We start from the raw sequence: 26,875 nt of genomic DNA, 5'->3' as shown, positions 1-26,875 counted from the left end.
AAGCTAACGTACTTGATGCAGCTAATTTCTAGCTCAACAGCTATAAATATTTTGATAGAAAATTACAGTGAAGAGAATTTAAAGCCCTTCGATAAAGAATTTTTATTTGATATTTATGTAAAGGCATCATTGCACCAAAGAGAAATATATAAAATAATCAGAAGTCTTGAGAAGAATGGGAAGATTACAGTAATTGATACAGCAAAGGTTGATTGTTATAACATCGAAATTGTAGATAAGATTTGGTTGGGATCCTTTTTTGATACTGATATATTTGATAGAGAATTGAACAATATAGTTATATTGAAGTCTTACTTTAAGTCCATAACCAAACTTGGACTTGATGGTCTAATTGAAAAGTTTTTCACTGAATATGGGTTGAAGTTATGGGCCAATTAAAAATACACAAGATGCACTATGAAGGAAAACGCTACAGCTTTAGTTCTCCGGAATTAGATAATTATAAAATAAATATAATCGAAGCACCAAATGGGTGTGGTAAATCTACTTTTTTTGATCTTATTTATTATGGGCTTGGTGGTAAAGTCTCACATTTTAACAGCGCCGAAAAAGAGACTCATAAAGAAATAGTAAATGATAAGTCGAATTTCGTCGAGCTTGAGGTTTCTCTAGGAAAAATTAAATTTAAATTTATCAGAAAAATCGGTGAGAATCTTATAACAATTTTGTCTGATGAGCCTTTTTTGATTAAAGAAGGTGAATCAGTCGATTTTTTATGCTTGCCAATTAATAGAAATAAATCTGAAGATTATATTTTTTCGGACTGGATTCTTGAGCAGCTTAATATTCCAAGCATTGAAATTTTCCATGCAGGTAAGAATTTCAAGATAGGTTTCAATGACTTATTACGCCTTGTGTATCATAACCAAGGCACTGATGTTAATGGCATCTATAAACCTGCAGATAATCAAAACTATGTCAGTGATTCTGTTTTTCTTAGAAAAGCCATTTTTGAAGTATTAATGGGGAAAACATTAATAAAGTTATATGAGGCTTATGGGAATCTTAAACGTAAGCAATCAGAACACGAAAAAGCTAATGCCATACTTTCTGAATACAGAAATATAGTTTCAGATATGTATAAACAACTCGGATTTAAAGAAGTGATTAATGATTATCACTTGGTTAAGGAAATTGAAGAGTTAGAATTGAGCATTGAACGTTTAGTTACATATCGTTCGAAACAGTTAACATCAAAGATCAGCGAGAATGCCGGACTTGCCCACACTCAGAAGTTAAAAGAAGCGTATAGTCGAACTGAGTTAAATCTCATTGAGTTACAGAAAAACATTGATCTTAAGTATAAAGATATAGATTCTCTTCATCGTGTAATAAAACAAACTCGAGAGGATGCATTTCGACTTCAAAAAATTATCCATACTCATAGACAGTTGGAGATATTTACACCTGATACATGTCCATATTGCTTGAAAAATGTTGATAGACCAAGCGACAAGTGCGTTTGTGGCCATGAAATTGATGAAAATGATTACCGAAGGTACTTTTATGATCCAAGTGAATATTATACTTTACTTAAAAGTAAAGTTAAATCTCTTGAGACAATGGAAGTTGCTCTTAAATCAGCTAAGGATGAATTAAAAAGTCTTGAAAATGAGCTGAAAGAATCAAACATCGAAAACCTAAATTTAAAGAATGAACTTTCACATGCATTAGGTGAAATTGAATATATAACTGACTTCGATGAGTTGGATGATATAGAAGATCTATTGCTTGCAAATAAAGAGAAAATTAGCAATCTGAAGCAAGCTCTTTTACTTGAGAAAAATCTCCAGTCCTATCAAGGAGTGAAAGACTCTGCAAAAAGAGAGATGGAGTTTGCAAAAATTGCAGTTGAAAAATTAGAAGCATCATCTGAATCTGAGCTTATCGAAAAAGTCGATAAGTTCAATAAGTATTATAATCATTTTATGAAAGCGTCATTGTTGGATTGCAGAGTCGCAGAAATTAACTCTGATGACTATATGCCTCTTATAAATAATGGTGATTATAAAGAGGCCAGTGCAGCCGTTCATAAAAGATTTTTGTATTATTTAACACTACTCCAGCTTTCACTCTTGGATGATATACCTTTCCCTCGCTTGCTATTAATTGATACCCCAGAGAATATTGGTATTGATAATATTAATTTAAATCGGATGCTTTCCTGTTTGAAACTGCTTGAGAATCCTAACAATGTTGACTATCAAGTAATATTGTCTACGGGTGAGAATAAATACCCTGAGTCAATGAAAGATAATGTGATCATCAAATTAAACGAAAGTAATCGATTGCTCAAAGAGAAGTAAACAACCGCCTTTCTTGAGGGCGGTTGTTTACGCCCTATAAAGATGTAATAAAGGACTATTATCGCAATCTCTAATAATCCTCTAAACAGTTGAATAAAGCTAAACATGTTTATGATCGTGCTTATGTCTACCCTGCTCATGATACCTTTTCATCTAACGCCTTCTTTATACGGTGTTTTTCATCACTTAAATCGCTGAATTTTTTCTTCAGTGGTAACGCGTAATGAGAGTTAATCGCTTATGAACACATAGTGAAAATAACAAGGTGCCTAAAAGGTTCGGATTTAATTAGTTGGCATCAGACTTCGCGGGACAAATTGCAGGCACAAAAAAGCCCACATAACTTTCGCCATGCGGGCTTTCAGGACTTCATTTCGGGCTCTGGTAACCGTCAACAAAGGATTTTGGTGGAGCTGGCGGGAGTTGAACCCGCGTCCGAAATTTCTACGTCCTCGGTACTACATGCTTAGTCAGTCTTTACATTCGCCGGGCAACTGCGGACAGACACGCCATTACCAAACTATCCTGATTAGTTTTAATGCTTCAACCCCAGGCAAGGCATCCACACGATCTCTTTTGGGTTTGACCTCTCTTTGATCCCCGTCTTAAGAGCGGAAGCTAGGGAGAGAGGGCTCAGAGCAGGTTATTAAGCTGCTAAAGCGTAGTTTTCGTCGTTTGCGACTATTTTTTTGCGGCTTTTTACGAGGCCAACCGCCCCTCGGCATGCACCTTGGGTTTCGCAAATCCCGTCGAATCCAGAATCAGCCCCAATGTGTACCAGCGAGTATAACAGATTTATTACGCGCGTGACCAGCCGTCTAAAGAGAAATCCCGCTGAGTGCCGGGCGTACAAAATTCCTTCAGCACCAGCGGGATAGATGGTCAATTAACGTTCGCGCAGCGCCTCGCGGGCGCGGTTGAACGGCTTAATCAGGTACTCAACGATGGTTTTCTGCCCGGTTTTAATGTCCACGGTCGCTACCATCCCCGGTGAGATAGAGAAATGGTGGCCGACTTTATTCACCAGGTAGTCCTGGTTAGTGCGGATAAACACCCGGTAGTAGACGATTTCCGGCTTCACCTTGTCCTGAATGGTGTCCGGGGAGATGGTTTCTACGGTGCCTTCCAGCCCGCCGTAAATGGCGTAATCGTAGGCGGTGATTTTCACCAGCGCGCGCTGCCCTGGGTGAATAAAGGCGATGTCGCGAGGGGAAAGCCGGGCCTCAATCAGCAGGTGATCGTCCACCGGCACAATCTCCATCATCTCACCGTTCGGCGGAATAACGCCGCCGATGGTGGTCACCTGAATGTTCTTCACGATGCCGCGCACCGGCGAGCGCACGGTCATGCGGGTCACCGAATCCTCACGCCCTTTGATGATGGAGGTCAGCATGTCCACTTCGGCATTGGCTTTCGACAGCGCCTCACGTGCCTGCACGTAATACTGCGAGCGCAGGTCGGTTATTCTCAGGCCCAGGTCGCTTTTCTGCCGCTGCAGGCGCAGCACTTCCACGTGGCTCGCCGCGCCGCTTTTTACCAGCCGCTGGGTGATATCCAGCTCTTTGTTGACCGACGTCAGCGCGTCCCGCAGCTCGGATTCGGAGTCGTTCAGCTGCGCCCGGCGGGTTTTATACAGCCGGGTTTCGGAGGCGACTAGATCGGGCGAGGCCTTGAGCGAATCCGGGAATTTCAGCGGCTGGTCGTTCACCTCTGCGTAAAGCCTGGCGCTGGAGGCGAGCGAGGCGCGGTAGCGAGCCGCGCTTTCGCCCACGTTGGACTCGGAGCGCGTCGGGTCGAGGCGGGCGACAATTTGCCCGGCCTGCACCTTATCGCCCTCGTGCACCAGCAGCTCGGTGACTATCCCGCCGTCCAGCGACTGCAAGATTTGCTCGCGGGAACTCGGCACCACTTTGCCGGTGCCGGTGGAGACTTCATCCAGCGTGCCGAACCACGCCCACACGCCAAACAGAATAAACAGCAGCGTGATGAGCAGGATGATGCGGCTCGCTCCGGAAAATTCGCTTTCGCGCTGGATGTCCGGGTCATCGTTGGTGACGTCATGCTGACTGGTTTTCATTGTTCCACTCCCGCGGTGGTGTCTGGGCGGCGGCCGGGGCCTGAGCCGGTACCGGTCTTGCGGCGCCGAGCGCCTGGGCCTTCGGTGCATCCATCACCAGCTGGCCGTCTTTGAGCACCAGCACGCGTTCGACCAGTTCGAGCACCGGCACGCGGTGGGTGGCGACCACCAGGGTGCGATGGCCGAGCCACTGGTTAAGCCGCTGAATAAATTCGCGTTCGGTGTGGTCGTCCAGCGAGGCGGTCGGTTCATCGAGCAGCACGATGTTGGGCGAGCGCAGCAGCATACGCGCCAGCAGGATCGACTGGCGCTGCCCGCCGGAAAGCCCGCTGCCGCCTTCCATGATCGGGTGATCCAGCCCCTTCGGCAGATGCTTCACGAAGTTGCTCGCGCCGCTGATTTCTAACGCCTCGAAGATCGCATCGTCGCTGGCGTGTGGCGCGCCAAGGGTGAGGTTTTCCCGCAGCGTGCCGTAGAACAGCCGGGCGTTCTGGCTCAGGAAGCCGATGTTGCGGCGCAGATCCGCCATGTCGATTTGGGTCATCGCCAGATCGTCGAGCCGGGCTTCGCCGCTGGCCAGATCGACCCCGCCGGCAAGCGCCTGCAGCAGCGTGGATTTGCCCGCGCCGTTGCGCCCGAGCACGGCAATGCGTTCGCCGCGCTGGATCTCAAGGCGGGCAATACGCAGCGGAATGCGCGGATCTTCGCTGTGGTATTTGAACTGGGCGCTTTCAAACAGGTAGTGGCCGTGGAAGATGTCTTTGTGGATGAGGTTTTCATCGCGCTGGGTTTCCACCGGCAGCTGCATGATGCTGTCCAGCCCCTGTTTGGCGGCTTTGACCTGCTGCCAGCGGGCAAGCACGCCGCACAGGTTTGCCATCGGGGCAATCATCCTTGAGGCCAGCATGGAGGCGGCGACCATTGCCCCGGTGGTCATCTCGCCTTCAATGACCAGCGGTGCCCCGAACAGCACCACTACCACAAACACCAGGCTCTGAATGGTGATCCCCCAGTTGATTAAGCCCTGGGTCAGTTCGCGAGTTTTCAGGCCGGATTCGGCGGTAATGCGGATGTAGCTGTTCCACTGCTGGAGGAAACGGTTCTCCGCCTGCATCAGCTTGATGTCCTCCAGCCCCTGCACGCTTTCTACCAGCACGGCGTTGCGCAGGGTTGATTCGTGCGCGGCCTGGTTTGCCAGCGTGGCGAGCTTTTTCTGCAGCAGCAGGCCGGGTAGCACCATCACAATGGCGGCAACCGGGGCGATCCATGCCAGCTGCGGGGCGATGATCGCCAGCACGCCAACAAACAGCAGGAAGAACGGCAGATCGACGATCGTGGAGATGGTCGAGGAGGTGATCATCTCGCGGATCTGCTCCAGCTCGCGCAGCTGAGAAATAAAGCTGCCGGTGGAGCGGGGCACGGCGCTGTTGCGCAGCCGCAGGGCGTGGCTGAATACGCGATCGGAAATGCGCATATCGGCCCGCTTGCCCAGCACGTCCATGATGTTGCTGCGCGTGACTTTCAGGATGAAGCCGAACACCACGGCGATCAGCACGCCGGTCGCCAGCACGTACAGCGTCGGGTAAGACTGGGCGGGGATCACCCGGTCGTATACCTGCATCGAGAACAGGATCCCGGCCAGCGACAGCACGTTTACCCAAAAGGCAGCCAGCATCACCGGGCCATAAGGGCGAACGTCGAGCATGATCAGCTCTTTCATCCAGTCGGGGCTGAAGCGTGAGATATAGGCGTCGACGCGGCTGTCTTTCAGGGCCGAGAGCGGGCGCAGGGCGGCCACAAAGCGAATTTCCGGCAGCAGCTTGCTGAGCGACTGGCGGTTGGTGTGGCGTTCGTCGTCGAAGTAGCAGATATCCACGGTGTCATCGCCGTCAAACTGTTCGATTACCGCAATCTGGCCGCTGGCTAAGTCCACTACCACCGGCAGCCGCCACTGGGCAATGGCTTTTTCGGTATTGCCGAGCAGGTGGAAGGAAAGCCCGGCCTGGCGTGAAAGCTGGGTCAGCGCGGGCACCCTCGTTTTGTCCTTGAACCACGGGGCGTTGGCCTGAATGGTGCCGGGCGAGCAAACCACGCGGTAATGCCCGGCAACGTGACTGATGGCGTGGGCCCATTGGGTCAGGGCCTGTTCGCTTAAATACTCCCCGGCGGGAGAGGCTGTCTGGCTCATGGCTGAATCTCCAGGGACTGGATGTTGCGGTGTTCCAGACCAAATGCGTTGCGTAGTCTGCCGGTGTTGTACAGGCAGTTAAGCTGCAGTTGATGGAGCTGGCTCAGCGTTTGTTGTTGGGCGAATCGCGCCTGGTAGACTTCCTGCTCGGCGTTGAGCACGTCCAGCAGCGGGCGGGAACCCAGGTCGAGATATTGCTGTTGGTAAAGCTCGCGGGTGCGGGCGCTTAACTGTTCCTGGCGCTGCAGAACCTGGAGCGCGGTGACCAGGCTCAGCGCCTGGCTGCGTGACTCCATCAGTTTTTGGCGTACGTCGAGGCGAACCCGGTCGATGCCGGACTGTGCGGCTTCCACAGCGTGGCTGGCAGCGTTGCGTCTCGCCGTCAGGCCGCCGCCCTGGTAAATCGGCATTTCGACGCGGATATACGCCGAGTATTGCGTGCGGTTCAGCACTTCGCTGCCGGAATAGTTTTTGTTCAGGTAGTGCTGCACGGAGGGTTCCAGCGAAATCGTCGGGGTCATCTGCGCATTGGCGTAGTCGAGGTTGGCCTGCGCGACGTTGGCCTGCGCCCAGGCTGCCAGCACGGCAGGCACCAGACGGTCATCCGGCTTAGCCACGTCGCAGCTGTTGTTCAGCTTCTGCGGGAAATCAGGGCTGATTTTGTTGAGGCTGGTCCAGCCGAGCTGGCTCATTAGCGTGGCCTGGGTGCTGTCGAGGTTCGACTCGTACTGGATGAGCTGTGAGCGGGCGGACTCGATTCGCGCGTCGGTTTGCACCACGTCGGACATCGAGGTTGCGCCCTGATCGTTGCGCTCTTGAGTCAGGCGGCCAACGGCGGTCAGCGCATCCAGTTGTTCTTTGGCGATGTCGACCATTTGCTGCCAGAGCTGCACTTGTACCATCGCCGAAGCGGTGTCGTGCCCGACGGTATCAATACTTACCAGCACGTTGGCCTGGGCCTGGGCTTCCCCGGCGGTTTCGGCGCGAACCTGGCTGGCAACTTTGCCAAAGTCATACAGCATCTGGGACAGGGAAAGCACCAGCGACGGGCTGTAGCCGCTGTTGCTGTAGGTATTGGTGTAGCCGTTGTTCATCCCGGCGCTAATTTGCGGGTAGTACTTGGATTTGGCGACGTTTATCTGTTCGGACTGACCGTAAAGTTTGCCGATGGCTTCACGAATGCCGGGATGCCAGCTGACCGAGCGGTTGACCGCATCGTTCAGGGTTAAGGTTCCGGGCGCAGGGGCATTGAGCGGGAGGGCGGTTGGGCCATCGAGTGAGGGCAGCTCTTGTTGCTGAGCGAGGCCCTGGGTCGTAATAGAGGCAGGCGTGTCGTCGGCCAGAGTCTGGAGTGAAAACAGGCCGCAAGCCAGCCATAACGCAACAGGCTGTAATTTTCCCATGTTCTTTCCCTAATAAATGGCACTGCGTTTTTGTCTTATTCCCCGGGCGTCTGCGCGCCCGGGGATTTTTCGCTTCTACTATCAGGCAACAATATGGTTGTTCTGGATCAGCTCATCGAGCGTGGTGTGTACGTTCTCCAAAGTAACGAGAGTGGTTGAATGGAACGTGCCGGCGGAGCCATCACGGTCGATGGAGATGACCGTGTTGTTGCCGACGGTAGCCACGCTCAGGTAGTTACCTAACGTTGAGGCCTGGCCGTTCCAGCCGACCAGCAGGTCGTGGACGTTGATCTGGTCGCCCTGGGCGAGCGAGAAGTTCTTCCAGACGTCCGCGCCGTTGCCGCCCGTGCCGTCGTTCGCCCCGCCAGTAAGGACGTGGTACACCAGCGTGTCGGCGTAGGCCGACGACCCGTTGATGATGTCCCCATAGGCGGTGCTGACGAACTGCGGGTTCATGTTGATGGTCAGCGTGGCGGTGTCCGAATGCCCATTCTGGTCGTTCAGGGTGTAGGTGAAGGTTTCCTTATTGACGATCGATCCCGGCGCTACGCCCGCATTCAGGGTGTAGGTATAGTTCCCGCCGATGTCGATGGTCAGCGTGCCATACTGCCCCTGAATCGTCGCTACCGCGCTGCTGTTGGTGAGCGGGTTCAGGGTGGCCGTGCTGCCGTTGGCACCGTTGATCGTCAACAGGGTGTGGACGCTGCCAAGCTGGTCAGTCGCACCGGAAGAGTCGCTGCCGTCGTACAGGTTGCCGTGTACCACGGTGCTTTGCGCGGTGAAGCTATCCAGCAGGTGCGAGGTCCCGGTCACCGTCGGTGTGACGGTAATGTTCCCTACGCCTAGTGGGCCCATGTTGCCGGTGTAGGTCAGCGTCCAGGTGCCTGAATGCAGATCCGTGACCGGAACAATGGCCGTGCCGCCCAGCAGTGCGCTGCCGCTAAAGGTGCCGGTGTAGGTATGGCCGAGACCGTCGGTCAGCGTCCAGCTTACGGACAGTCCGCCCAGCGCCAGGAGCGAGGACACTTTGAATACCAGGGCAGCGCCGCTCAGGATGGTGTTATCCGCAATGGTGAACGTACCGCTGCCGTTGCCGTGGGTAGACGCCAGCAGCGCGGCGTTCCAGGAAGCCGAGCCGACGTTGGCGCTCGCGTAAGCCGCGGTGTTCTGCGTTGACGCGATAGCCATAATCGAGCTGATGTCGTTCACGGCATCCACGGTGTGCGGCGTGGCGGTGATGTTCAGCGACGCGGTACCGGTGTCTCCGTTTGGCGCGGTGACGGTATAAACGAAGCTGTCTGGTGTGTTGATGCCGTCGGCACCCACGCCTGCTTTCAGCGTATAGGTGTAGTTGCCGTGGGCATCAATGGTAAGCGTCCCGAACTTGCCGACGATGGTGGTGGTACCGGTCGCCGACACTGCGACGCCGTTCACCGCCGTCAGCAGGCTGCCCGCCGGAGCGATATCGTCCTGCATCACGTTACCGGTAGTTGTTGCCGCCAGGCTGTCTACCGCGTAGGTGTGATCCTGGAGGATATTCAGCGTGTAGCTGGTCAGCAGCGAGACTCCGCTCGCGTTCATCAGCAGGAACAGGTAATCCCCGCCGCCGAGGGTGACGGTCAACTGACCTGACGAACCGCCCAGCAGCGGCGCCGTCAGCCAGGTTTTCTGCACCTGGAACTGTTCATACTGCTGGGTGGCCACGTTGAACTTGTAGATATACAGGTCGAAGGTGGACAGCAGCGCCACCCCGCCAACGCTCGCCTGCAGCGTCATGGTCCGAGTTGACCCGTCTGCGACATCAAACAGAATCGGGTTGCTCATATTGGCCAGCAGGTTGAGGTTAACCACGTTGCCCAGGCCTACGCTCAGCACCGACAGGCCGGTTTGCTGAGATGCGCCGTGGTCAACGGCGACAACGTCCGTGCCGTAAGTCAGCGACCCGGTGTTATCCGTTGCCGTAACCGTGCTGGCCGGCGCGCCGTTACCCAGGGAGACAATCAGCTGTGCAGAGTCGCTGACGCCGTTGTGGGTAATGGTGTAGGTGAAGTTCTCCGTGCGTCCCAGCACCGTGGCCGATGTATTGGTTAAGGTGTAGGTATAGCTGCCGTCCTGGTTGATATGCAGGGTGCCGTATTTACCCTGAATATCCAGCCCGCCAGCGCCCACGGTGTGGCTGACGCCGTTGGCATCGGTAATCGCCGTCACCACGGTGCCGGTAGGCGCGTTATCCACCGCACCGCCAGGGCCTGCATCGGTAATCACGTTCCCGTTGGAGGTGGTAGTGCCGCTAACGACGCCTGCGCCGGTTTGCTCGACGGTGACCGCAAGGTTCGTCGTCGCCCCGGTCGCCAGCAGGCTGGTGTTGTAGCCGAGTACGCGGTATTGCCCTTCGCCCAGTCCGTCAAGGTTCAGGGTCACGCCCGTCGCGCCCAGGGTTAACAGGTTAAGGAACTGCGGCAGAGAAGAGTCGACGACCGTGGTCCACGAGTTGGTGGCCGCGTCATATTTCTGAATGGCGATTTCCAGCGTATTCAGCAACGACAGCACCACGCCGGTGGCGGCGGCATTAATGGTGATATGCCCGGTAGCGCCGCTGCCGATGGTGAAGCCAACCTGCGCGGTATTGCTGCCCAGCACCGAAGCCACGCTCCCCAGGGCGCCAATCAGCAGGCTGCCGTAGCCGCTGTAGTGCTCGGTGGTAATTTCTGCGTTACTGGTCAGCGCTAAATCGACTACGTTGCTGCTCGCTGCCAGAGGCAGGACTGGCGCGGTAATAGACAGCGACGGCGAAACGTTTCCGGCGGCGTCGGCGGCAGAAATCGACAGCGACTGGCCTTCAATCTGGCGAGTCGGCAGCGTGATGCTGAAGGCACCAGAAGCGTTAGCCGTGCCGGTGACGGTGATCCCGCCTGGCAGGGTGATCGTCACGGTGCTGTTGGCTTCAGCTACGCCGGTAATTGTTGCCCCGTCGGCGCTAATAACCCCGGTAGGGATCAGCGGTGGAACGGTATCGACAATTACCGAGGTTACCAGAGACGCAGCACCTGTCCCGTTGGCGTTGGTTGCCGTGGCGGTAAAGGCATGAACGCCATCACCCAGCGCGCCAGTTGGGGTGAACGTCCAGACGCCGCTCGCATTGGCGGTTACCGTGCCGAGCAACGAACCGTTGTCGTAAATCTTAACGGTGGCGTTGGCTTCGGCGGTACCGTTGAGCGTCGGCCGCGTATCGTTGGTGCTCTGGCCGTTGCCCACAATGCCGGTCTTCGGCAGTACATCGTCAACGATGCTGGTGATAACCGGCAGCCCCGGCACGCCGGTGAACGGTGCGGTGAAGCCTGCCGACACGCCGACGTTCCCCGCCGCATCCTGAGCAAAAGCAAGCAGAGACTGGCCGCTGGTTTGCGCAGGCGAGAGCGTAATGCTGAAGTTGCCGCTACCGTCCGCTTTCGCCGTACCCAGTACCGTTCCCGTTGCAGAGGTAATGGTGACGGTGCTGTTGGCCTCGGCAAGGCCGGTCACCACCGAGCCGGTGGCGTTGACGGTCAGGCCGGTTGGCGCCAGCGGCGGCACGGTATCGACGACGATACCGGCAGGCACGGAGGTGACGCTGACGTTACCTGCCGCATCCGTTGCCGTGACGGTGAACGAATGGTTGCCCTGGAGAAGCGGCAGCGTTGGCGTAAACGTCCAGACGCCGCTGCCGTTCGCCGTCGTGGTGCCCAGCAGCACGCCGTTATCAAAGATATTGATAGTGGCGTTGGCTTCTGCGGTACCGTTCAGGGTCGGGCGAGTGTCGTCCGTTGGCTGGTTGTTGCCCACCGGGCCGGTGATTGGGCCGATGTCATCTACCACCGAGGTAATCACCGGCTGGCCAGGCGCCACGGTATCCACAACCACGGTGAAGCCAGCTGTTGGGCTGCTGACCACGCCTGCGCCGTTGGTGGCGGTAATGGTAAAGGTGTGCGAGCCGTTTGCCAGCGTGCTCGGCGGCGTAAATACCCAAATGCCGAGTACGTTAGCGGTGACGGTGCCAATCAGGTTGCCGCCATCGTAAATTTTGATGGTGCTGTTGGCATCGGCCGTCCCGTTGAGGGTCGGACGCGCATCGTTAGTGGCCTGGCCGTTAGTCAACGGACCCACCACTCCGCCGACGACGTCATCCACCACCGAGGTCAGCACCGGCGTATTCGACACGCCGCTGACGATGTTCAGGGTGAAGTCGGCCGAGGCGACGCTGGTGTTACCGGCGGCATCGGATGCCGTGACGGTGAACACATGCTGGCCCGGGGTTAATGCGGTGCCCGGCGTGAAGCTCCAGACGCCCAGCGCGTTAGCGGTGACGGTGCCAATCAGGTTGCCGCCATCGTAAATCTTGATGGTGGCGTTAGCTTCCGCAGTGCCGCTGAGCACGGGCAGGGTATCGTCGGTACTTGAACCACTCACCAGCGGCCCCTGAACCGGCCCAACGTCGTCAAACGCCTGAATCACAATCGGCTGGGTTGGCGCGATGGTATCCACTACGACGTTAAACGGTGCCGAAGGCAGGCTGACGTTGCCCGCGGCGTCTGTCGCGGTGACGGTCAACGCATGGCCGCCGTTAACCAGCGGCGTACCCGGCCTGAAGCTCCATGCTCCGCCCGCATCTGCCTGAACGGTGCCGAGCAGAACGCCGTTGTCGTACACGCTGACGGTGGCGTTGCCCTCGGCGGTACCCGTCAGCACTGGACGCGTATCGTCGGTGGCCTGGCCGCTGGTCAGGTTGCCGGTGATTGGCCCTACCGCATCCGCAACGGTACCGATCGCTGGTGCATTCGGTGCAATGGTGTCGACGGTCAATGCGAAGCCATTAGACGGATTACTGACGTTGCCCGCTGCATCGGTGGCTGTCACGGTTAACGTATGCGAACCGTTGCCGAGCGCTGCTACGGGGGTCAGGCTCCATGCGCCAGAACCGTTGGCAACGGTGGTGCCTATCAGGTTGCCGTCGCTGTATACCTTGATGATGGCGTTAGCTTCAGCTGTCCCGCTCAGTGAAGGCCGGGTTTCGTTGGTGGCCTGGCCGTTGGTGATTGGCCCCAGCACCGGCGCGGTGTTGTCCAGCACGGTGACGATCGCCGGCGGATTTGGCGCAACCGAGTCAATATTCACGCCAAACGAGGCCGTGTTACTGACGTTGCCTGCGGCATCGGTCGCCGTGACGTTCAGGGTATGCGTCCCCTGGCCCAGCGGCCCGGTTGGCGTGAACGTCCAGTTGCCCAGTCCGTCTGCCTGAGTCGTACCCAGTACGTTATTGCCGTCTTTCACTGTGATAGTGGCGTTAGCTTCTGCCGTCCCGCTCAGGGTTGGCTGGGTGTCCTTCGTCAGCTGGCCGTTAATCAGCGGCAGGTTAGTGCCTGGCTGCGTCTGGTCGTCTATTACCGAGAGGATAATCGGCACAATCGGCGGTACGGTATCCACCACCACGTTGAAGCCGACGCTTGGGCCGCTGGCGTTACCCGCCGCATCCGTAGCGGACACGGTGATGTTATGGCTGCCGTCCAGCAGCGGAGCCGTTGGGGTGAATGTCCAGCTTCCGCCCACCGGTACCGTGACCGTCCCGATAACGACATTCCCGTCCTTAAAGGTCAACGTTGTACCTGCCTCGGCTGTGCCGCTGAAGGTTGGCGTATTGTCGTTAGTTGGCTGGCCGGAGGTGATTGGCTGCGCGGTAATGTCGTTGGTGACCGTCAGCACGACAGGCGTACCCGGCGCGACGGTATCCACGTTCACCACAAATCCGCTGGAAGGCGGGCTGACGTTACCGGCGGCGTCGGTCGCCGTGACGGTAAGCGTGTGCGCGCCTTCGCCAAGATTCGTTCCCGGCGTGAAGGTCCAGATGCCCAGTGCGTTCGCGGTGACGGTACCGATAACGGAACCATTATCGAGAATGTTCACCGTAGCCCCGGCCTCTGCGGTGCCGCTGAGCGTTGGTTTGGCATCGTTAGTGGCCTGACCGCTGGTCAACGGCCCGAGGGCACCACCCACTACATCGTCCACCACGGAAAGGATAACTGGCTGTGCTGGTGGCGTGGTATCGACAATGATGCTGTAAAGCGGTGACAGACCGCTGGTCTCGATACCTACCGTCTGGCTGACCGCAAAGGTGTGTGGCCCCTGGCCTAAAGGAAGGATAAATTGATAGGTCCAGCTACCGCCAGCGCCTACAGCGACACTGGTAAACAGCAGGCCATCGACATAGATATTGACTGTCCCTCCAGCTATCCCTCCAGAGCCGCTCAACGTTGGCAGCGTATCATCAGTGGTTTTCCCGTTGCCGACATTACCGGTTATCGTGCCAACGTTGTCGTCCACCAGATCGATGGTTGGAGGGTGAGGGATAATCGAGGTCGTTGCGTTAAAGTTCACGCCACCACTCTGGTTACCCGCTGGGTCCTGTGCCACGGCAGTAAGCTGTGCGCCAGTCGTCTGGGCTGGTGAAAGCGTTACGACCCAGGCACCGGTTATTGGCGCCGCCACTCCCGTTCCCAGGACGTTGCCGCTGGAATCTTTGATAATCACCGTCGCCCCGACTTCAGCGGTACCGGAGACCAGGGTCCCGGTCGGGTCAATGACCAGAACCGTAGGATTTCCTGGCGCAGTGGTATCGACGTCAATCACAATTGGCGCAGATGGCCCAACGCTATGGCCGACATCATCGGTCGCTTGGATGGTAATGCTGTGCGGGCCTTCCGACAGCGCGGAAGTGGTTATGCTCCATTTGCCGTCCTGGCCTACGGTACCGGTACCCAGAATGGTTGTGCCATTAGTGTCGTACAGCGTAACTGTGCTGCCGATTTTCCCGGTGCCGGTAAATGTTGGCGTTGTGTCATCGGTGACGCTGCCGTTAACCAGCGGCGTCTTGATTGGGCCAACGTCATCAATGATTTCAACGACGACCGGCGCGGTAAGCGGTACGGTATCGACGGTCAGTACGTAATCGGTTGACGGCCCGCTGATGTTACCTGCCTTGTCGGTTTGAACGGCGGTGAGGGTATTTTCGCCATTGGCCAGGGCGGTATCTGGCGTGATGGTCCAGTTACCCGTGCCGTCCACGACCGCAGAGCCTATCGCCGTGGTGCCGTTGTACAGCGTGACGGTTGCACCGATTTCCCCCGTACCGTGGAACACTGGTTTCGGATCGTCGGTGATCCCGTTGGTGATAGTACCGGTAACCGGGCCAACGTTGTCATCCACGGTGCCAATAGTCGGTGCCCCAGGCGCCGTAGTATCTACGGTAATGGCAATCGGTGCTGACGGCAGGCTGGTGTTGCCCGCCGGGTCGGTCACCTGCACGGTAATGTTATAGGTCGTTTCGCCAAACGGCGTGGTAGGCGTCACGCTCCATGTGCCGTCAGAACGCACGGTGGTGGTGCCGACCAGCTCGTTCCCGTTGTTGTAGACGTTGATGGTAGAGCCCGCGACGCCGGTGCCGCTAAAGGTCGGCGTCGTGTCGTTGGTGCTGCCGCCAGGGGCGACGGTGCCCACTACCGGCGGCACGTTGTCAGTCACCGTAGGCGCAACAGGCTGAGCCGGAGGTGTCGCGTAAACCGACAGCGTAAATCCGCTCGACGGTGCCCCGACGTTGCCCGCCGCATCCGTTGCCGTGGTCGTGAAGATATGAGTCCCGCTACCCAGCGGAGAATTTGGAGTAATACTCCAGTTGCCGTCGGCGTCAACGACCGCGCTGCCGATTGGCGTTGTTCCGCCGTCAGCGTACAGCTTGATGGTGGCGCCTACTTCGCCCTTACCGGAGAGCACCGGTTCGGTACTTTGGGTGCTGCCGCCGTTAACCAGGGTGATTGGCGTGCCGGCGACGTTGCCCAGCGCACCGTCAATGGAAGGCGCTCCCGGAGGTGCGGTGTCGATAATCACAATCTGTGTTGTGGCAGAGCTGGTGTTTCCGGCCGCATCCGTCACGTAGACATTAAGCGTATGCGAGCCTTCGCTCAGCGGCTGGCCTGGCTGGAATGTCCAGGCGCCGGTGCCATCCGCCGTAACGGTACCGATAAGCGTTGTGCCATCGTATATTTTGACGACCGCATCAGCGGCTGCTGTCCCGTTGATAATGGGTTGCGGATCGTTGGTTGAGCCGCCAGGCAGTACCGGGCCAAGATCCGGGTTAACGTTATCCACTATCTCGCCGATCGTCGGCGCGTTTGGCAGGGTGGTTATCTGTTCAACGTTCCACGGCGTGGAATGCGCGGTGACGTTTCCTGCGGCATCAGAAGCCGTGACGGTAAAGGAGTGAGGTCCATCCAGCAACGGCGTGCTTGGCGTAAATGTCCAGGTGCCGCTGCCGTTCACGGTGGTGGTGCCCAGTACGTTCAGGCCATCGTAAACCGTGATGGTGGAACCTGGCTCGCCGCTGCCGCTGAGGGTTGGCGTTGGGTCGTTGGTCGCGCCGTTATTGCTGACCGGCCCTGTTACGGTGCCCACATCGTCATACACCTGAGTAATCGTCGGTGCCGTAGGCGCGATAGAGTCTACTTTAATGTTAAAGGCGTCGCTTGGCTGGCTGACGTTACCTGCGGCGTCGGTAGCGGTGACGGTCAGGTTATGAGAACCCTGTCCGAGAGCCGCCGTTGGCGTAAATGTCCATGCGCCGGTACCGTCTGCATTTACAGTGCCAATAAACGTGCCATTGTCATAGATCTTCACGGTTGAGTTGGCCTCAGCCGTACCGGAGAGCGTCGGTTTATCGTCGTTGGTCAGGTCGCCGCTGTTCAGGTTGCCGGTATGATCCGGCACGTTATCTACCACTGAGCCGATGATCGGCATGTTCGGCGGGGTGATATCCGGCGCGGTAATCGGGGCGTCAGGGCCGATGTTCCCTGCTTTATCCGTGGCGTTTACTTCCAGATGCTGGCCGTTAGCCTGCGGCGTAGTCAGGGTGATGGTAAAGCTGCCGTCCGGCCCGGCGACTGCCTGGCCCAGCGGGTTACCCTGGTCATCGGTAACTTTTACCGTGCTGCCTGCCTCCGCTTTACCGGTCACAATAGTGCCGTCTTCGTTAACCTGCAGATTAGTTGGTGCCAGTGGAGGAGTGTGATCCTGGGCAATAACTGCTGCTGGTGAGCTGGTGTTGTTCGCGGCATCCCTGGCGGTGACCATCAGCGTCTCGCCGTTAAGCTGCGGCGGCGTGAGCGGGAAAATATCAAATGTGCCGGTGCCGCTGGCGACACCGGTGCCAATCGCGTTGCCGTTACCGTCCCAAATGGTGATGGTACTGTTTGGCTCTGCGGTGCCGGTCACGTGCAGGCCATCCGCGCTGACGGCAAGCCCTGTCGGTGCATTCGGTGCAGTATGGTCCGGTGCAGGCACGGTTGTACCCGGGCCGGTATTGCCCACCGCATCGGTGGCCTTCGCGGTCAGAACTTCACCGTTCAGTTGCGCCGGGGAAAGCGTCACGCTGAAGTGGCCCGTACCGTCTGCCGTAGCGGTGCCGAGTACGGTACCGCTGGCGTTAGTGATGGTCACTTTGCTGTTGGCTTCAGCTGTCCCGGTCAGCGTTGTCCCGTCGTTGGAAACGGCCAGGCCGGTCGGCAATCCAGGAGGAACAGTATCAACCTCTACGCCAAACGGTGCGGACAAGCCGCTTGTGCCGCTGCTATTCGTTGCGGTGAAGGTGAAGGCATGCGGGCCATCCAGCAGAGGCAGTAACGGCGTAAATGTCCAGTTACCGTTCGCGTCAGGTACCGCGTTCCCAATAAACAGGCCATTATCATAGATATCGATGCGAGTTGTGCCCGCTTCGGAGGTACCGGTCAGCGTTGGGCGGCTGTCATCCGTGGCCTGGCCATTGGTCAGCGGGCCCTGGATAGTACCGACATCGTCTGTCACTGAAACCAGAACCGGCACGGTCGGGAAGCCGGAGTTTGAGGCCGGGAAAGTCGCATCCGGGCCTGAATTACCCGCCGCATCCTGTACCTGAGCGGTTAATGTTCCGCCGTGGGTTTGAGCCGGAGAGAGCGTCAGCGTGAAGTGCCCGGTTCCATCAATTTGTGCCGTACCGAGCACTACGCCATTTGGACCGACAACTTTGACGGTATCGCCAATTTCGCCGGTCCCGGTTACGGTCGTCCCGTCCTGGCTCACGGTGTCAATGGTGACGGCAACCGGTGCAACTGTATCGACGGTGAAGGTTGGGCCGGCGGTAATGGTACTGACGTTGCCAGCAGGGTCGGTCTGCTGCAACGTAATCGTGTGTGGGCCTTCACCCATTGCGTTGGTTGGGGTAAAGGTCCAGTTCCCGTCATTACCGACGATGACCACACCAATCGGAAGAGCATTATCAAAGATGGTGAGTGAACTGCCCGGTTCACCGGTGCCGCTGAAGACAGGCTTGCTGTCATTCGTGATGCCATTATTGGCGATTGGCCCGGTAAAAGGTTCAGCCGTATCGAGGATCTGACCAAGTACCGGCGGATTTACGACGGTATCCACCACCACGGTATAAGAAGCGGAATCACTGCTGTCGCCGCGAATGTTAGAGGCGGTGGCGGTGAAGTTATGCGGGCCGTCGAGCAGATTTACGCCTGGCGTAAAGCTCCATGTACCGCCGGGAAGCACAACGGTGGTGCCAATCTCAAGCCCGTTATCAAAGATATGGATGGTTTCACCGGCTACGCCTGTCCCCTGAATAGTCGGGGTCTGGTCATTGGTTGGCTGATTGTTTGGTACTGTGCCAACGATTGGCGGTGCGTTATCAATGATGGCGGTGATCGTCGGCACCGTGGGTAACGGGAAGAATGGCGCAGTCGCCTCACCTGGCAGGCTGACGTTGCCTGCCGCATCGGTCGCCGTGACGCTAAGCTTGGAGCCGTCCAGCTGCGGCGTGGTCAGGATAATATTAAATATACCGGTCACAGGGGCGGCGGTGCCGGTACCAATCACGTTGCCGTTAGCGTCTTTGATGGTGACGGTGCTACCCGGCTCGGCAAGCCCCGTCACTGTATCACCATCAGCGCTGACTATCAGGCCGGTGGGTTCGGCTGGCGCGCTAGTATCCACGGTAACGGTGTAGCTACCGGAAACGCTGCTATCACCCCGGACGTTGGAGGCCGAGGCGGTAAAGGTGTAGGTGCCTTCGCCCAGCGGGCTCTGTGGCGTAAAGCTCCAGGTACCGTCCAGCCCAACTTTGGCGGTACCAATCTCGCCGCCGTTAGACAGAATATGGATGGTATCGCCGGGCTGGCCTGTGCCCTGCAGCGTTGGGGTGGTGTCGTTGGTGGTCTGGTTATTCCCTACGTTGCCGGTGTTGGGCGCCGCATCGTCAATGATGGCGGTAATCACAGGCTCTACCGGCGGCAGAACGTTTGGCGCCGTCGCCGTGGCCGGTGGGCTGGTATTCCCTGCCGGATCGGTGACGACCACGGTCAGCGTTTCGCCGTCTACCTGAGGCGTTGTCAGAGTGATGGTGATGTTACCGTTGTTATCGGCAGTGCCGGTGCCCACGATCGCGCCATTCGGATCTTTAATGGTTATCGAGCTACCGGCTTCTGCGTGCCCGGTAAGAACTTCGCCATCCGGGCTGACGACCAGGCCCGTTGCCGCCGCTGGTGGGGCGGTATCAATGGTGACGGTGTACGCCGGGGAAGTGGCGCTTTCGCCTCTTTCGTTAGTCGCCACAACGGTGAATGCATGGGAGCCGTCCGGCAGGGCGGTGCCCGGCGTAAAGCTCCAGGTGCCGTTAGCGCCGACAACCACGGTGCCAATCTGCACGCCATTGTCGTAGATATGAACGGTTGTGCCCGCCTGACCGGTACCCTGCAGGGTTGGAGTATTGTCGTTGGTTGGCGAGTTATTACCTATGTTGCCACCGTTTGGCGCATTCACATGATCGTTAGTGAGGCCGGTAATGCCTGGCTCGCCGGGCAGGGGAATATTAGGGGCGGTGACGGTGGCACCCGGCCCGGTGTTGCCTGAAGGATCGGTCGCCGTGGCGGTTAGCGTTTCCCCGTCCAATTTCGGAGAGGTTAATGTGATGGTAAAGCTGCCGTCGCTGCCCGCGGTGCCGGTACCGATGACATTTCCGTTGGCGTCTTTGATGGTGACCGTGCTGCCTGCTTCGGCGTTACCGGTGATGGTTTTACCGTCCGCCGATACGGCGAGGCCGGTAGGGGCTGCCGGTGGCGTGGCGTCTGGTCTGCCCGGATTCCCCGGGTTGCTGCCGCTGTCCGAATGGCCGCCGCCGCCGCTTGATGCGGCGGCAATGGCTCCGCCGGCAGCAACCGCCAGTCCACCCAATATCCATGGCCATGCTGCCCCGCCTTCAGCGTGGGCGCCTGTGGCGGCCATCAGTGCATCAATATTGGCAATTTGCTCATAGTGAGCCGCAGCCTCTGGATCCTGAACCCACCAAAGCACGCCGTCGTGGCCTTCCAGTACCAGCTGATTGCCGCCCTGGTCGGCAAAGGCGTAGTAGTTTTTGATGGTAATGGTTTCGCCGGAATGGAGTTTGATCACCAGGTCCTGGCCTGAACGAGTGAAGCTGGCGACCTCTTCACGTTCAATTTTTAGCTCGACAATTGAGGGACCTTTTAAGGTGATTTCAGAGGCTTCGACGTTATTTTTTACGCCGGTTAATTTAGAGATAATTGAAATTGAACGCATTGTTATCACTCCATTCGCGATGAACGTGGTGGTAGTCTGATGCCCGGCATAAGGTGTTAATTACCGTTAGCAAAATGTTTAAGTGAGCGGGGTCCTTCGCTATGAAGAAGCGAAAAAGGAATCCGGCATCAAAAAATTGATGACAGTGATTATTAATAAATAGAGCGTTTCCGTTGCGGAATCGAAATTAGTTAATTCTCAGGGTCATAGGCTCGTCGTTTAATAAATAGAGACTATTGATGATATAGACAGGAAAAAATGAAAGCGCAACTTAAGCCATGTTTAACAATATGTAAGTAACTCTAAAGTACCAGCGTTGGCAGAGACCTCACCCAAACGGCTGACGTCAACTGGCCTGCAGGCTGGAGATTGACGGTAACTTTATCGCATTGAAAAGTTTAGGGTAAGTTTTGAGGGGCGATCGCGTGATGGGGTATTTTGCTATGACTGTAGATATGAAAGACCTTGTGTCATATATGGGTATGGTGATTTTTTTAGTGAGGTATTTTCTGTTGTAAGTCAGAAATTAATAGAAGGGATTGTCTATTTTGTGAGGGGCGTTAGGTCAGGACTGGCGCTAGCAGAAATATTATATATTTGAGATTTATTATTTCTAAGGGAATCGATAATAGTGAAGGAAAGTAGCATATATCATTTAGCATAGCTTAATTAACGGCGATGCGGCTTTTTAGACCGCGCAATAATAGCTGATAATTAAAAATGCGTGAATATTTTTATACTGGCCCTTCGCATGAAGAGCCAGTGAGGGAGCAAACCGCGCCTTAACGGCCAGCGTTCTTCATGATACGGGCTTTATCAACCGCCCATTCGCGATCTTTAACGTCGGTACGCTTATCATGCTGCTTCTTACCTTTCGCCACGCCAATTTTCACCTTGCACCAGGCGTTCTTCCAGTACAGGGACAGGGCGATGACGGTGTAGCCGTCCCGGCTAACGCTGCCGAAGAGGTTATCCAGCTCGCGCTTGTTCAGCAGCAGTTTACGGGTACGCGTTGGATCGCAGACTACGTGGCTCGAGGCCACGTTCAGCGGGGTGAAGTTGGCGCCAAAAAGATAAGCTTCGCCATCTTTAAAGATAACGTAGCTGTCGCCGATGTTCGCCTTCCCGGCGCGCAATGATTTTACTTCCCAGCCCTGCAGCGCAAGGCCCGCTTCAATCTCTTCTTCGATAAAGTATTCGTGGCGGGCACGCTTGTTTAGCGCAATGGTGGCTGAGCCTGGTTTGTGTGCTTTTTTCTTAGTCATAGTGCTGCTCAGTATACGTAATCCAGGAGTTCAAAGACACCCCGCAGCCTGCGCGAGGAGGAAGCGCTTATCTTAGCATGAGCGGCAGAGAGTTTTTGTTTGCGCGGTGATAAATGTTATTATTTGTCCGATTTATGACTCCCAGGAATTGTTATGCCGCAGATTAGCCGTACTGCGTTGGTGCCCTACAGCGCCGAGCAGATGTACAAGTTAGTGAACGACGTGAAGTCCTACCCGGAATTTTTACCTGGCTGTACCGGTAGCAGGGTGATAGACGCCTCGGCTAATCAGATGACGGCGGCGGTAGACGTTTCAAAAGCCGGGATCAGCAAAACGTTTACTACCCGTAATACGCTTACCGACAATCAGACCATCCTGATGCAGCTGGTGGACGGGCCGTTCAAGAAACTGATGGGCGGCTGGAAGTTCACCCCGCTGAGCGAAGACGCCTGCCGGATTGAGTTCCAGCTTGATTTTGAATTTACCAATAAGCTGATTGAGCTGGCCTTTGGCCGCATCTTTAAAGAGCTGGCGGGCAACATGGTTCAGGCATTCACTACCCGCGCCAAAGAGGTTTACCGTGTCGCGTGAGATTCAGGTAGAGGTGATTTATGCCCTGCCGCAGAAGCAGTACCTGCGCCAGGTTAAGCTTGAGGAAGGCAGCACGGTGGAGCAGGCGATTATCGCCTCCGGCCTGCTCGAGCTTCGCGACGATATCGACCTGAAGAAGAACAAAGTGGGTGTTTACAGCCGTCCGGTGAAGCTGGGCGATAAGGTGAATGACGGCGATCGGGTTGAGATTTACCGCCCGCTGATTGCCGACCCTAAAGAGCTACGTCGCCAGCGAGCAGAGCGCTCCGCCCAGAAATAATCCTGCTTTCAAGCATAAAAAAGCCGCTTTCGCGGCTTTTTTTGTCCATTGAGTAAACCTACTCCCCTTTGGTCAGGGCTGGTTTGTTGTCAATGTTGGTCAGCACGCCGCTGCTGTTGAAGGTCAGGGTCAGCGTCTGCTGAGTCACGTTCTCGTGGCCTGGCTGCTGGCGGAAGACGTAGAACCAGGTATTGGTGCCGAACGGATCGGACATCATTGGCGTACCCAGCGTGTAGGCAACCTGCTGCTGCGTCATACCGACGCGGAGCTTGGAGACGTCATTCGGTGCCAGATAGTTACCCTGGTTGATGTCTGGGCGGTAAACCACTCGCTCCAGAGTGGAACAGCCTGCGGTCAACATCAGAAGAACCGCTGCGGCAGCAGTCAGCATTTTACAACGCATAGTGATTTGATTCCTTTTCGGGCCCGAGTAGTGCGTGGCTCATTCGTATTATGCCGATGATAATAGACCTTTAAGCAGTTTAAAACCTTAAGGCGCTCAACTCTGACAGTGGGAGCGTAAAAAAGTTGGCTGAAAAGGGGACAGAAAGGCAGATTACTGAATGGGGTGGTCGTTTTTTGCACGATGCGCGGCATGCAATATACCGCGCATCGTAAAGCGTTATGCGGCCAGCAGCTCTTTGGCGTTCGCCAGAGTATTGCGGGTCACCTCGCTACCGCCGAGCAGACGGGCAAGCTCCTGCAGGCGAGAACGTTTGTCCAGCGGCTGCATATGGGTTTCCGTCATTTCGCCATCGGTTTCCTTGCTGACGAAGAAGTGATGGTGACCACAGCCGGCAACCTGAGGCAGGTGAGTGACACACATCACCTGCGTAGATTCGCCCAGCTGGCGCAGCAGTTTACCTACCACCGCGGCGGTAGGGCCGCTGATCCCCACGTCTACTTCATCGAAGATCAGCGCTGGCGTTTCCATTTTACGAGCGGTAATCACCTGAATCGCCAGCGCAATACGAGACAGCTCGCCGCCAGACGCCACTTTCGCCAGCGGCTGAAGCGGCTGGCCGGGGTTGGTGCTGACGCGGAAATCAATGCGGTCCGCACCCTCGGCGGTCAGGTGGTTTTCGTTAAAGTCGACATTTATGGCAAGTTTACCGTGCGGCATCGACAGGGAATGCATGCTCTCGGTGATCAGCTGGCACAGCTCATTGGCGTGTTTTACCCGACTTTGGTGCAGCGAGCGGGCTACGGAAAGCGCCTGCTGGTGGTGCAGCGCAACGGCCTGCAGTAATTCTTCCAGCGAGCCGGTCTGGTCATCCAGTAGCTGCTGTTCATCGAGCAGTTTCTGATGGAAGGCCGGCAGTTCTTCTGGCGTGATGTGGTGCTTACGCGCCAGGGAGATCTGGCGGGAGATACGTTGTTCCAGTTCGTACAGGCGGTTTGGATCCAGATCCAACCGATCGCAGTAATGACGCAGTTCGTCGCTGGCTTCGGAGATCTGAATCGCGGCTTCTTCCAGCATATTCAGTACGCCAGAGAGCTTATCGTCCATGCTCACCAGCTCGCCCATTAGATGGCGCACGGTGTGCAGCTGGCTTTGTAAATTCGTTTCTTCGCCGTCGGCCAGCACGTCAAGCGCCTGCTGGCTGGTAGAGAGCAGCTGGCCGCTGTTGGCGAGGCGTTTGTACTCTTCGTCGATCAGCTCAAACTCACCGGCGACGGGGGAAAACTCGTTCAGCTCTTTCAACTGATAGTGCAGCAGTTCCGCTTTGGCTGAGCGCTCCTGCGCCAGCTGTTGGTGCTGCGCCAGCGTGCGGCAGCTCTGGTGCCATTCACGATAGCGCTCCGCCATTTGCAGGGTCAGCGCCTGTTCACCGGCATAGCCGTCCAGCAGCGTTTTTTGATGCTCGGGTTTGAGCAGCAGCTGGTGCGCGTGCTGGCCATGAATCTGGATGAGCAACTGGCCGAGATCGCGCAGTTGGGAAAGGGGAACAGCGGTGCCGTTGATGAAACCGCGGGAGCGGCCATCGCTGCTGATGACGCGACGCAGCAGGCACTCACTGCCGTCTTCCAGCTGGTTTTCTTCCAGCCAGCGCAGCGCCGCCGGAGTGTCTTTCAGAGAGAAGCGGGCGCAGAGATCCGCACGGTTTGCACCAGAACGCACCATATCCGCTTCCGCGCGACCGCCCAGGCACAGGCCCAGCGCATCTATGACAATAGATTTACCGGCACCGGTTTCCCCGGTGATGGCCGTCATCCCGTGATGAAAGTCGATTTCGAGTTCACGAACGATAGCGAAGTTACTGATGGTGAGTTGAGCGAGCATAGCCACCTTCCTGTATGAACTCGTCATACTTCAAGCTGCAGGGGTGTTGGCTGCTTTCACTTACCCCAGTCACTTACTCAAGTAAGCTCCTGGGGATGCACTCTCTTGCCGCCTGGCTGCAACTCGAATTATTTAGAGTTCGATTTGGTTACTGTGTTTTCATACAGTATAAACTGGTTTTATATACAGTAAAGTGGCCAGGTGGTTTTTTAGAACAATTTTTTCGACCAGCCGAGCTTCGAGCTTAATGTGTTGAAATAGCTGTAGTCTTTCGGGTGAATCAGATTGAGATGATAGTCGCAGCGGCGAATGAGCACGTCCTCACCTTCCTGTATCGGCAACGCAATCTGGCTGTCACAGCTGATTTCAAGGTCGCTGCGCATGTGGGAAAAACGCAGACGAATGGTGCTGCTGCTGTTGATGACCAGCGGGCGAGCCGAAAGCGTGTGCGGGAACATCGGCACGAGCGTTATTGCATCCAGCGACGGCGTCAGGATTGGGCCACCGGCTGAAAGCGAATAGGCGGTTGAGCCGGTCGGCGTGGAGATAATCAGCCCGTCAGAGCGCTGGGAGAAGGCAAAGATTTCGTCGATGTAAACTTCGAACTCAATCATATGCGCGACTTTACCAGGGTGCAGCACCACTTCGTTTATCGCCGTACTGAGGCGCGTGGGCGTATCGTGCTGGCAGACCTGAGCCTCCAGCAAAAAGCGGCGTTCGGTAATGTAGTGCCCCTCAAGAACGTCCGCCAGCTGCTGCTGGGCGTTGTCCGGGTCGAGGTCGGTCAGGAAGCCTAAATTGCCGCGGTTGATGCCGATAACCTTGATGTCATAGCGAGCCAGTACTCGCGCCGCGCCCAGCATGTTGCCATCCCCGCCAACCACCACGGCCAAATCAGCCTGCTGGCCAATCTCCGCCAGCGTGCCGGTTTTTACCTGCTTGAGGTTAAGCTCCTGGGCGATTTGCTGTTCCACCATCACTTCATAACCTTTGGCGCACAGCCAGCGATAGAGCATTTCATGCGTGGTCAGGGCGGTGGGGTGGCGCGGGTGCCCGACGATACCGATGCAGTTGAAATGTTTGTTCATTATCCTGGTGGTCCTTATTCGCAGAGGTTCCTGCGACAATATGACAGGTTCCCTTGAAACCCTGAAACTGATCCCCATAATAAGCGAAGCAGCGAGATGAATGCTAAAAACGCGGAGAATTTCATGAGTAGTAAAGAACAGAAAACACCTTACGAGCAAGCCCCGGAAGATATCGCCATGGATCAGCACGAAGAAGTCGAGGCCGTAGAAGGTGCCGATGTCGTGGATCCGCGCGACGAAGAGATTGCAAATCTGCAGGCTCAGCTGGCTGAAATGAAGCAGCGCGAGCGTGAGATTGAGCCTCGCCATCAGGCTGACTTAGCTAACCTGCGTCGCCGCACCGAACAGGATATCGAGAAAGCGCACAAGTTCGCCCTGGAGAAATTCGTGAACGAACTGCTGCCGGTTATCGACAGCCTGGATCGCGCGCTGGAAGTGGCCGACAAGTCCAACCCGGATTTAGCCCCAATGATCGAAGGCATTGAGCTGACCCAGAAGTCGATGCTGGATGTGGTTCGCAAGTTCGGCGTGGAAGTGGTGGGCGAGACTAACGTGCCGTTTAATCCGGACGTGCATCAGGCCATTGCGATGGTTGAATCTGCCGACGTTGCGCCAAATAACGTGCTGATGGTGATGCAGAAAGGCTATACCCTGAACGGCCGTACTATTCGCGCCGCGATGGTTTCCGTAGCGAAAGCCTGATCCGTTGCCCGAAGTA

General features: G+C 56.1%; 13 protein-coding genes and 1 other RNA gene. 5 read left to right on the top strand and 9 right to left on the bottom strand.

Annotated features, from left to right (window positions below):
• Together HX778_RS20285 and HX778_RS20280 are read left to right on the top strand one after the other, a co-directional pair.
• Window positions 1-399 (top strand): hypothetical protein (locus HX778_RS20285; RefSeq protein WP_218167214.1); only part of this gene is annotated, 399 nt, incomplete at its 5' end.
• Window positions 387-2,327, top strand: a complete 1,941-nt coding sequence (locus HX778_RS20280; RefSeq protein WP_176982879.1) for a hypothetical protein — start codon at window positions 387-389, stop codon at window positions 2,325-2,327. The genes HX778_RS20285 and HX778_RS20280, both read left to right, overlap by 13 nt.
• Window positions 2,328-2,732: 405 nt before the next feature.
• Here HX778_RS20280 and ssrA read toward each other — a convergent pair.
• The 6 genes from ssrA to smpB all read right to left on the bottom strand — a co-directional run bounded on the left by ssrA (window position 2,733) and on the right by smpB (window position 21,914).
• Window positions 2,733-3,096: a transfer-messenger RNA gene (gene ssrA / locus HX778_RS20275) on the bottom strand.
• A 117-nt stretch (window positions 3,097-3,213) separates the two neighbouring features.
• The gene (locus tag HX778_RS20270; RefSeq protein WP_176982878.1) at window positions 3,214-4,404 is read right to left on the bottom strand and encodes an HlyD family type I secretion periplasmic adaptor subunit; all 1,191 of its coding nucleotides are present in this window, start codon (window positions 4,402-4,404) and stop codon (window positions 3,214-3,216) included.
• Window positions 4,385-6,592, bottom strand: coding sequence for a type I secretion system permease/ATPase (locus HX778_RS20265; RefSeq protein ID WP_176982877.1), 2,208 nt, complete (start codon window positions 6,590-6,592; stop codon window positions 4,385-4,387). The genes HX778_RS20270 and HX778_RS20265 overlap by 20 nt, the downstream gene beginning before the upstream one ends.
• Window positions 6,589-7,995 carry a TolC family outer membrane protein gene (locus HX778_RS20260; protein ID WP_176982876.1) on the bottom strand — a complete coding sequence of 469 codons (1,407 nt, stop codon included), beginning with the start codon at window positions 7,993-7,995 and terminating at the stop codon, window positions 6,589-6,591. Before HX778_RS20260 ends, HX778_RS20265 begins: the two co-directional genes overlap by 4 nt.
• Window positions 7,996-8,076: 81 nt before the next feature.
• Complete coding sequence (locus HX778_RS20255; RefSeq protein ID WP_176982875.1) at window positions 8,077-20,649, bottom strand: BapA/Bap/LapF family large adhesin; 12,573 nt, start codon at window positions 20,647-20,649, stop codon at window positions 8,077-8,079.
• A 782-nt stretch (window positions 20,650-21,431) separates the two neighbouring features.
• Window positions 21,432-21,914, bottom strand: a complete 483-nt coding sequence (gene smpB, locus HX778_RS20250; protein WP_038479670.1) for an SsrA-binding protein SmpB — start codon at window positions 21,912-21,914, stop codon at window positions 21,432-21,434.
• Window positions 21,915-22,067: 153 nt separating this feature from the next.
• Here smpB and HX778_RS20245 point away from each other — a divergent pair, with 153 nt between their 5' ends.
• Window positions 22,068-22,505: a type II toxin-antitoxin system RatA family toxin gene (locus HX778_RS20245; protein WP_038479681.1), complete on the top strand. Its 438-nt coding sequence runs from the start codon at window positions 22,068-22,070 to the stop codon at window positions 22,503-22,505.
• The gene (locus tag HX778_RS20240; protein WP_176982874.1) at window positions 22,495-22,785 is read left to right on the top strand and encodes an RnfH family protein; all 291 of its coding nucleotides are present in this window, start codon (window positions 22,495-22,497) and stop codon (window positions 22,783-22,785) included. The genes HX778_RS20245 and HX778_RS20240 overlap by 11 nt, the downstream gene beginning before the upstream one ends.
• A 58-nt stretch (window positions 22,786-22,843) precedes the next feature.
• Here the strand turns inward: HX778_RS20240 and bamE are convergent, their stop codons facing one another.
• From bamE to nadK, 3 genes are all read right to left on the bottom strand, one after another.
• Window positions 22,844-23,188 (bottom strand): outer membrane protein assembly factor BamE, encoded by a 345-nt coding sequence (gene bamE, locus HX778_RS20235; protein ID WP_008458182.1) that lies wholly within the window; start codon window positions 23,186-23,188, stop codon window positions 22,844-22,846.
• 219 nt (window positions 23,189-23,407) lie between these two features.
• Window positions 23,408-25,069 carry a DNA repair protein RecN gene (gene recN / locus HX778_RS20230; protein WP_176982873.1) on the bottom strand — a complete coding sequence of 554 codons (1,662 nt, stop codon included), beginning with the start codon at window positions 25,067-25,069 and terminating at the stop codon, window positions 23,408-23,410.
• A gap of 209 nt (window positions 25,070-25,278) precedes the next feature.
• Entirely contained in the window at window positions 25,279-26,157 is an 879-nt protein-coding gene (gene nadK / locus HX778_RS20225) for an NAD(+) kinase (protein ID WP_008458177.1), read from the bottom strand.
• Between the two features lie 123 nt (window positions 26,158-26,280).
• Here nadK and grpE point away from each other — a divergent pair, with 123 nt between their 5' ends.
• Window positions 26,281-26,859 (top strand): nucleotide exchange factor GrpE, encoded by a 579-nt coding sequence (grpE, locus tag HX778_RS20220; protein ID WP_176982872.1) that lies wholly within the window; start codon window positions 26,281-26,283, stop codon window positions 26,857-26,859.
• Window positions 26,860-26,875 lie beyond the last annotated feature (16 nt).

Source organism: Cedecea sp. P7760, assembly GCF_013386425.1.
GTDB classification, from domain to species: Bacteria; Pseudomonadota; Gammaproteobacteria; order Enterobacterales; family Enterobacteriaceae; genus Cedecea; species Cedecea selenatireducens.
This window is presented reverse-complemented; position numbering and strand designations above follow the sequence as displayed.

Bases quoted from the DNA above. Each gene is read 5' to 3' on its own strand.
- HX778_RS20270 (WP_176982878.1), bottom strand. From the start codon at position 4,404: ATGAAAACCAGTCAGCATGACGTCACCAACGATGACCCGGACATCCAG.
- HX778_RS20255 (WP_176982875.1), bottom strand. From the start codon at position 20,649: ATGCGTTCAATTTCAATTATCTCTAAATTAACCGGCGTAAAAAATAAC.
- HX778_RS20260 (WP_176982876.1), bottom strand. From the start codon at position 7,995: ATGGGAAAATTACAGCCTGTTGCGTTATGGCTGGCTTGCGGCCTGTTT.
- nadK (WP_008458177.1), bottom strand. From the start codon at position 26,157: ATGAACAAACATTTCAACTGCATCGGTATCGTCGGGCACCCGCGCCAC.
- smpB (WP_038479670.1), bottom strand. From the start codon at position 21,914: ATGACTAAGAAAAAAGCACACAAACCAGGCTCAGCCACCATTGCGCTA.
- HX778_RS20280 (WP_176982879.1), top strand. From the start codon at position 387: ATGGGCCAATTAAAAATACACAAGATGCACTATGAAGGAAAACGCTAC.
- recN (WP_176982873.1), bottom strand. From the start codon at position 25,069: ATGCTCGCTCAACTCACCATCAGTAACTTCGCTATCGTTCGTGAACTC.
- grpE (WP_176982872.1), top strand. From the start codon at position 26,281: ATGAGTAGTAAAGAACAGAAAACACCTTACGAGCAAGCCCCGGAAGAT.
- HX778_RS20265 (WP_176982877.1), bottom strand. From the start codon at position 6,592: ATGAGCCAGACAGCCTCTCCCGCCGGGGAGTATTTAAGCGAACAGGCC.
- HX778_RS20245 (WP_038479681.1), top strand. From the start codon at position 22,068: ATGCCGCAGATTAGCCGTACTGCGTTGGTGCCCTACAGCGCCGAGCAG.
- bamE (WP_008458182.1), bottom strand. From the start codon at position 23,188: ATGCGTTGTAAAATGCTGACTGCTGCCGCAGCGGTTCTTCTGATGTTG.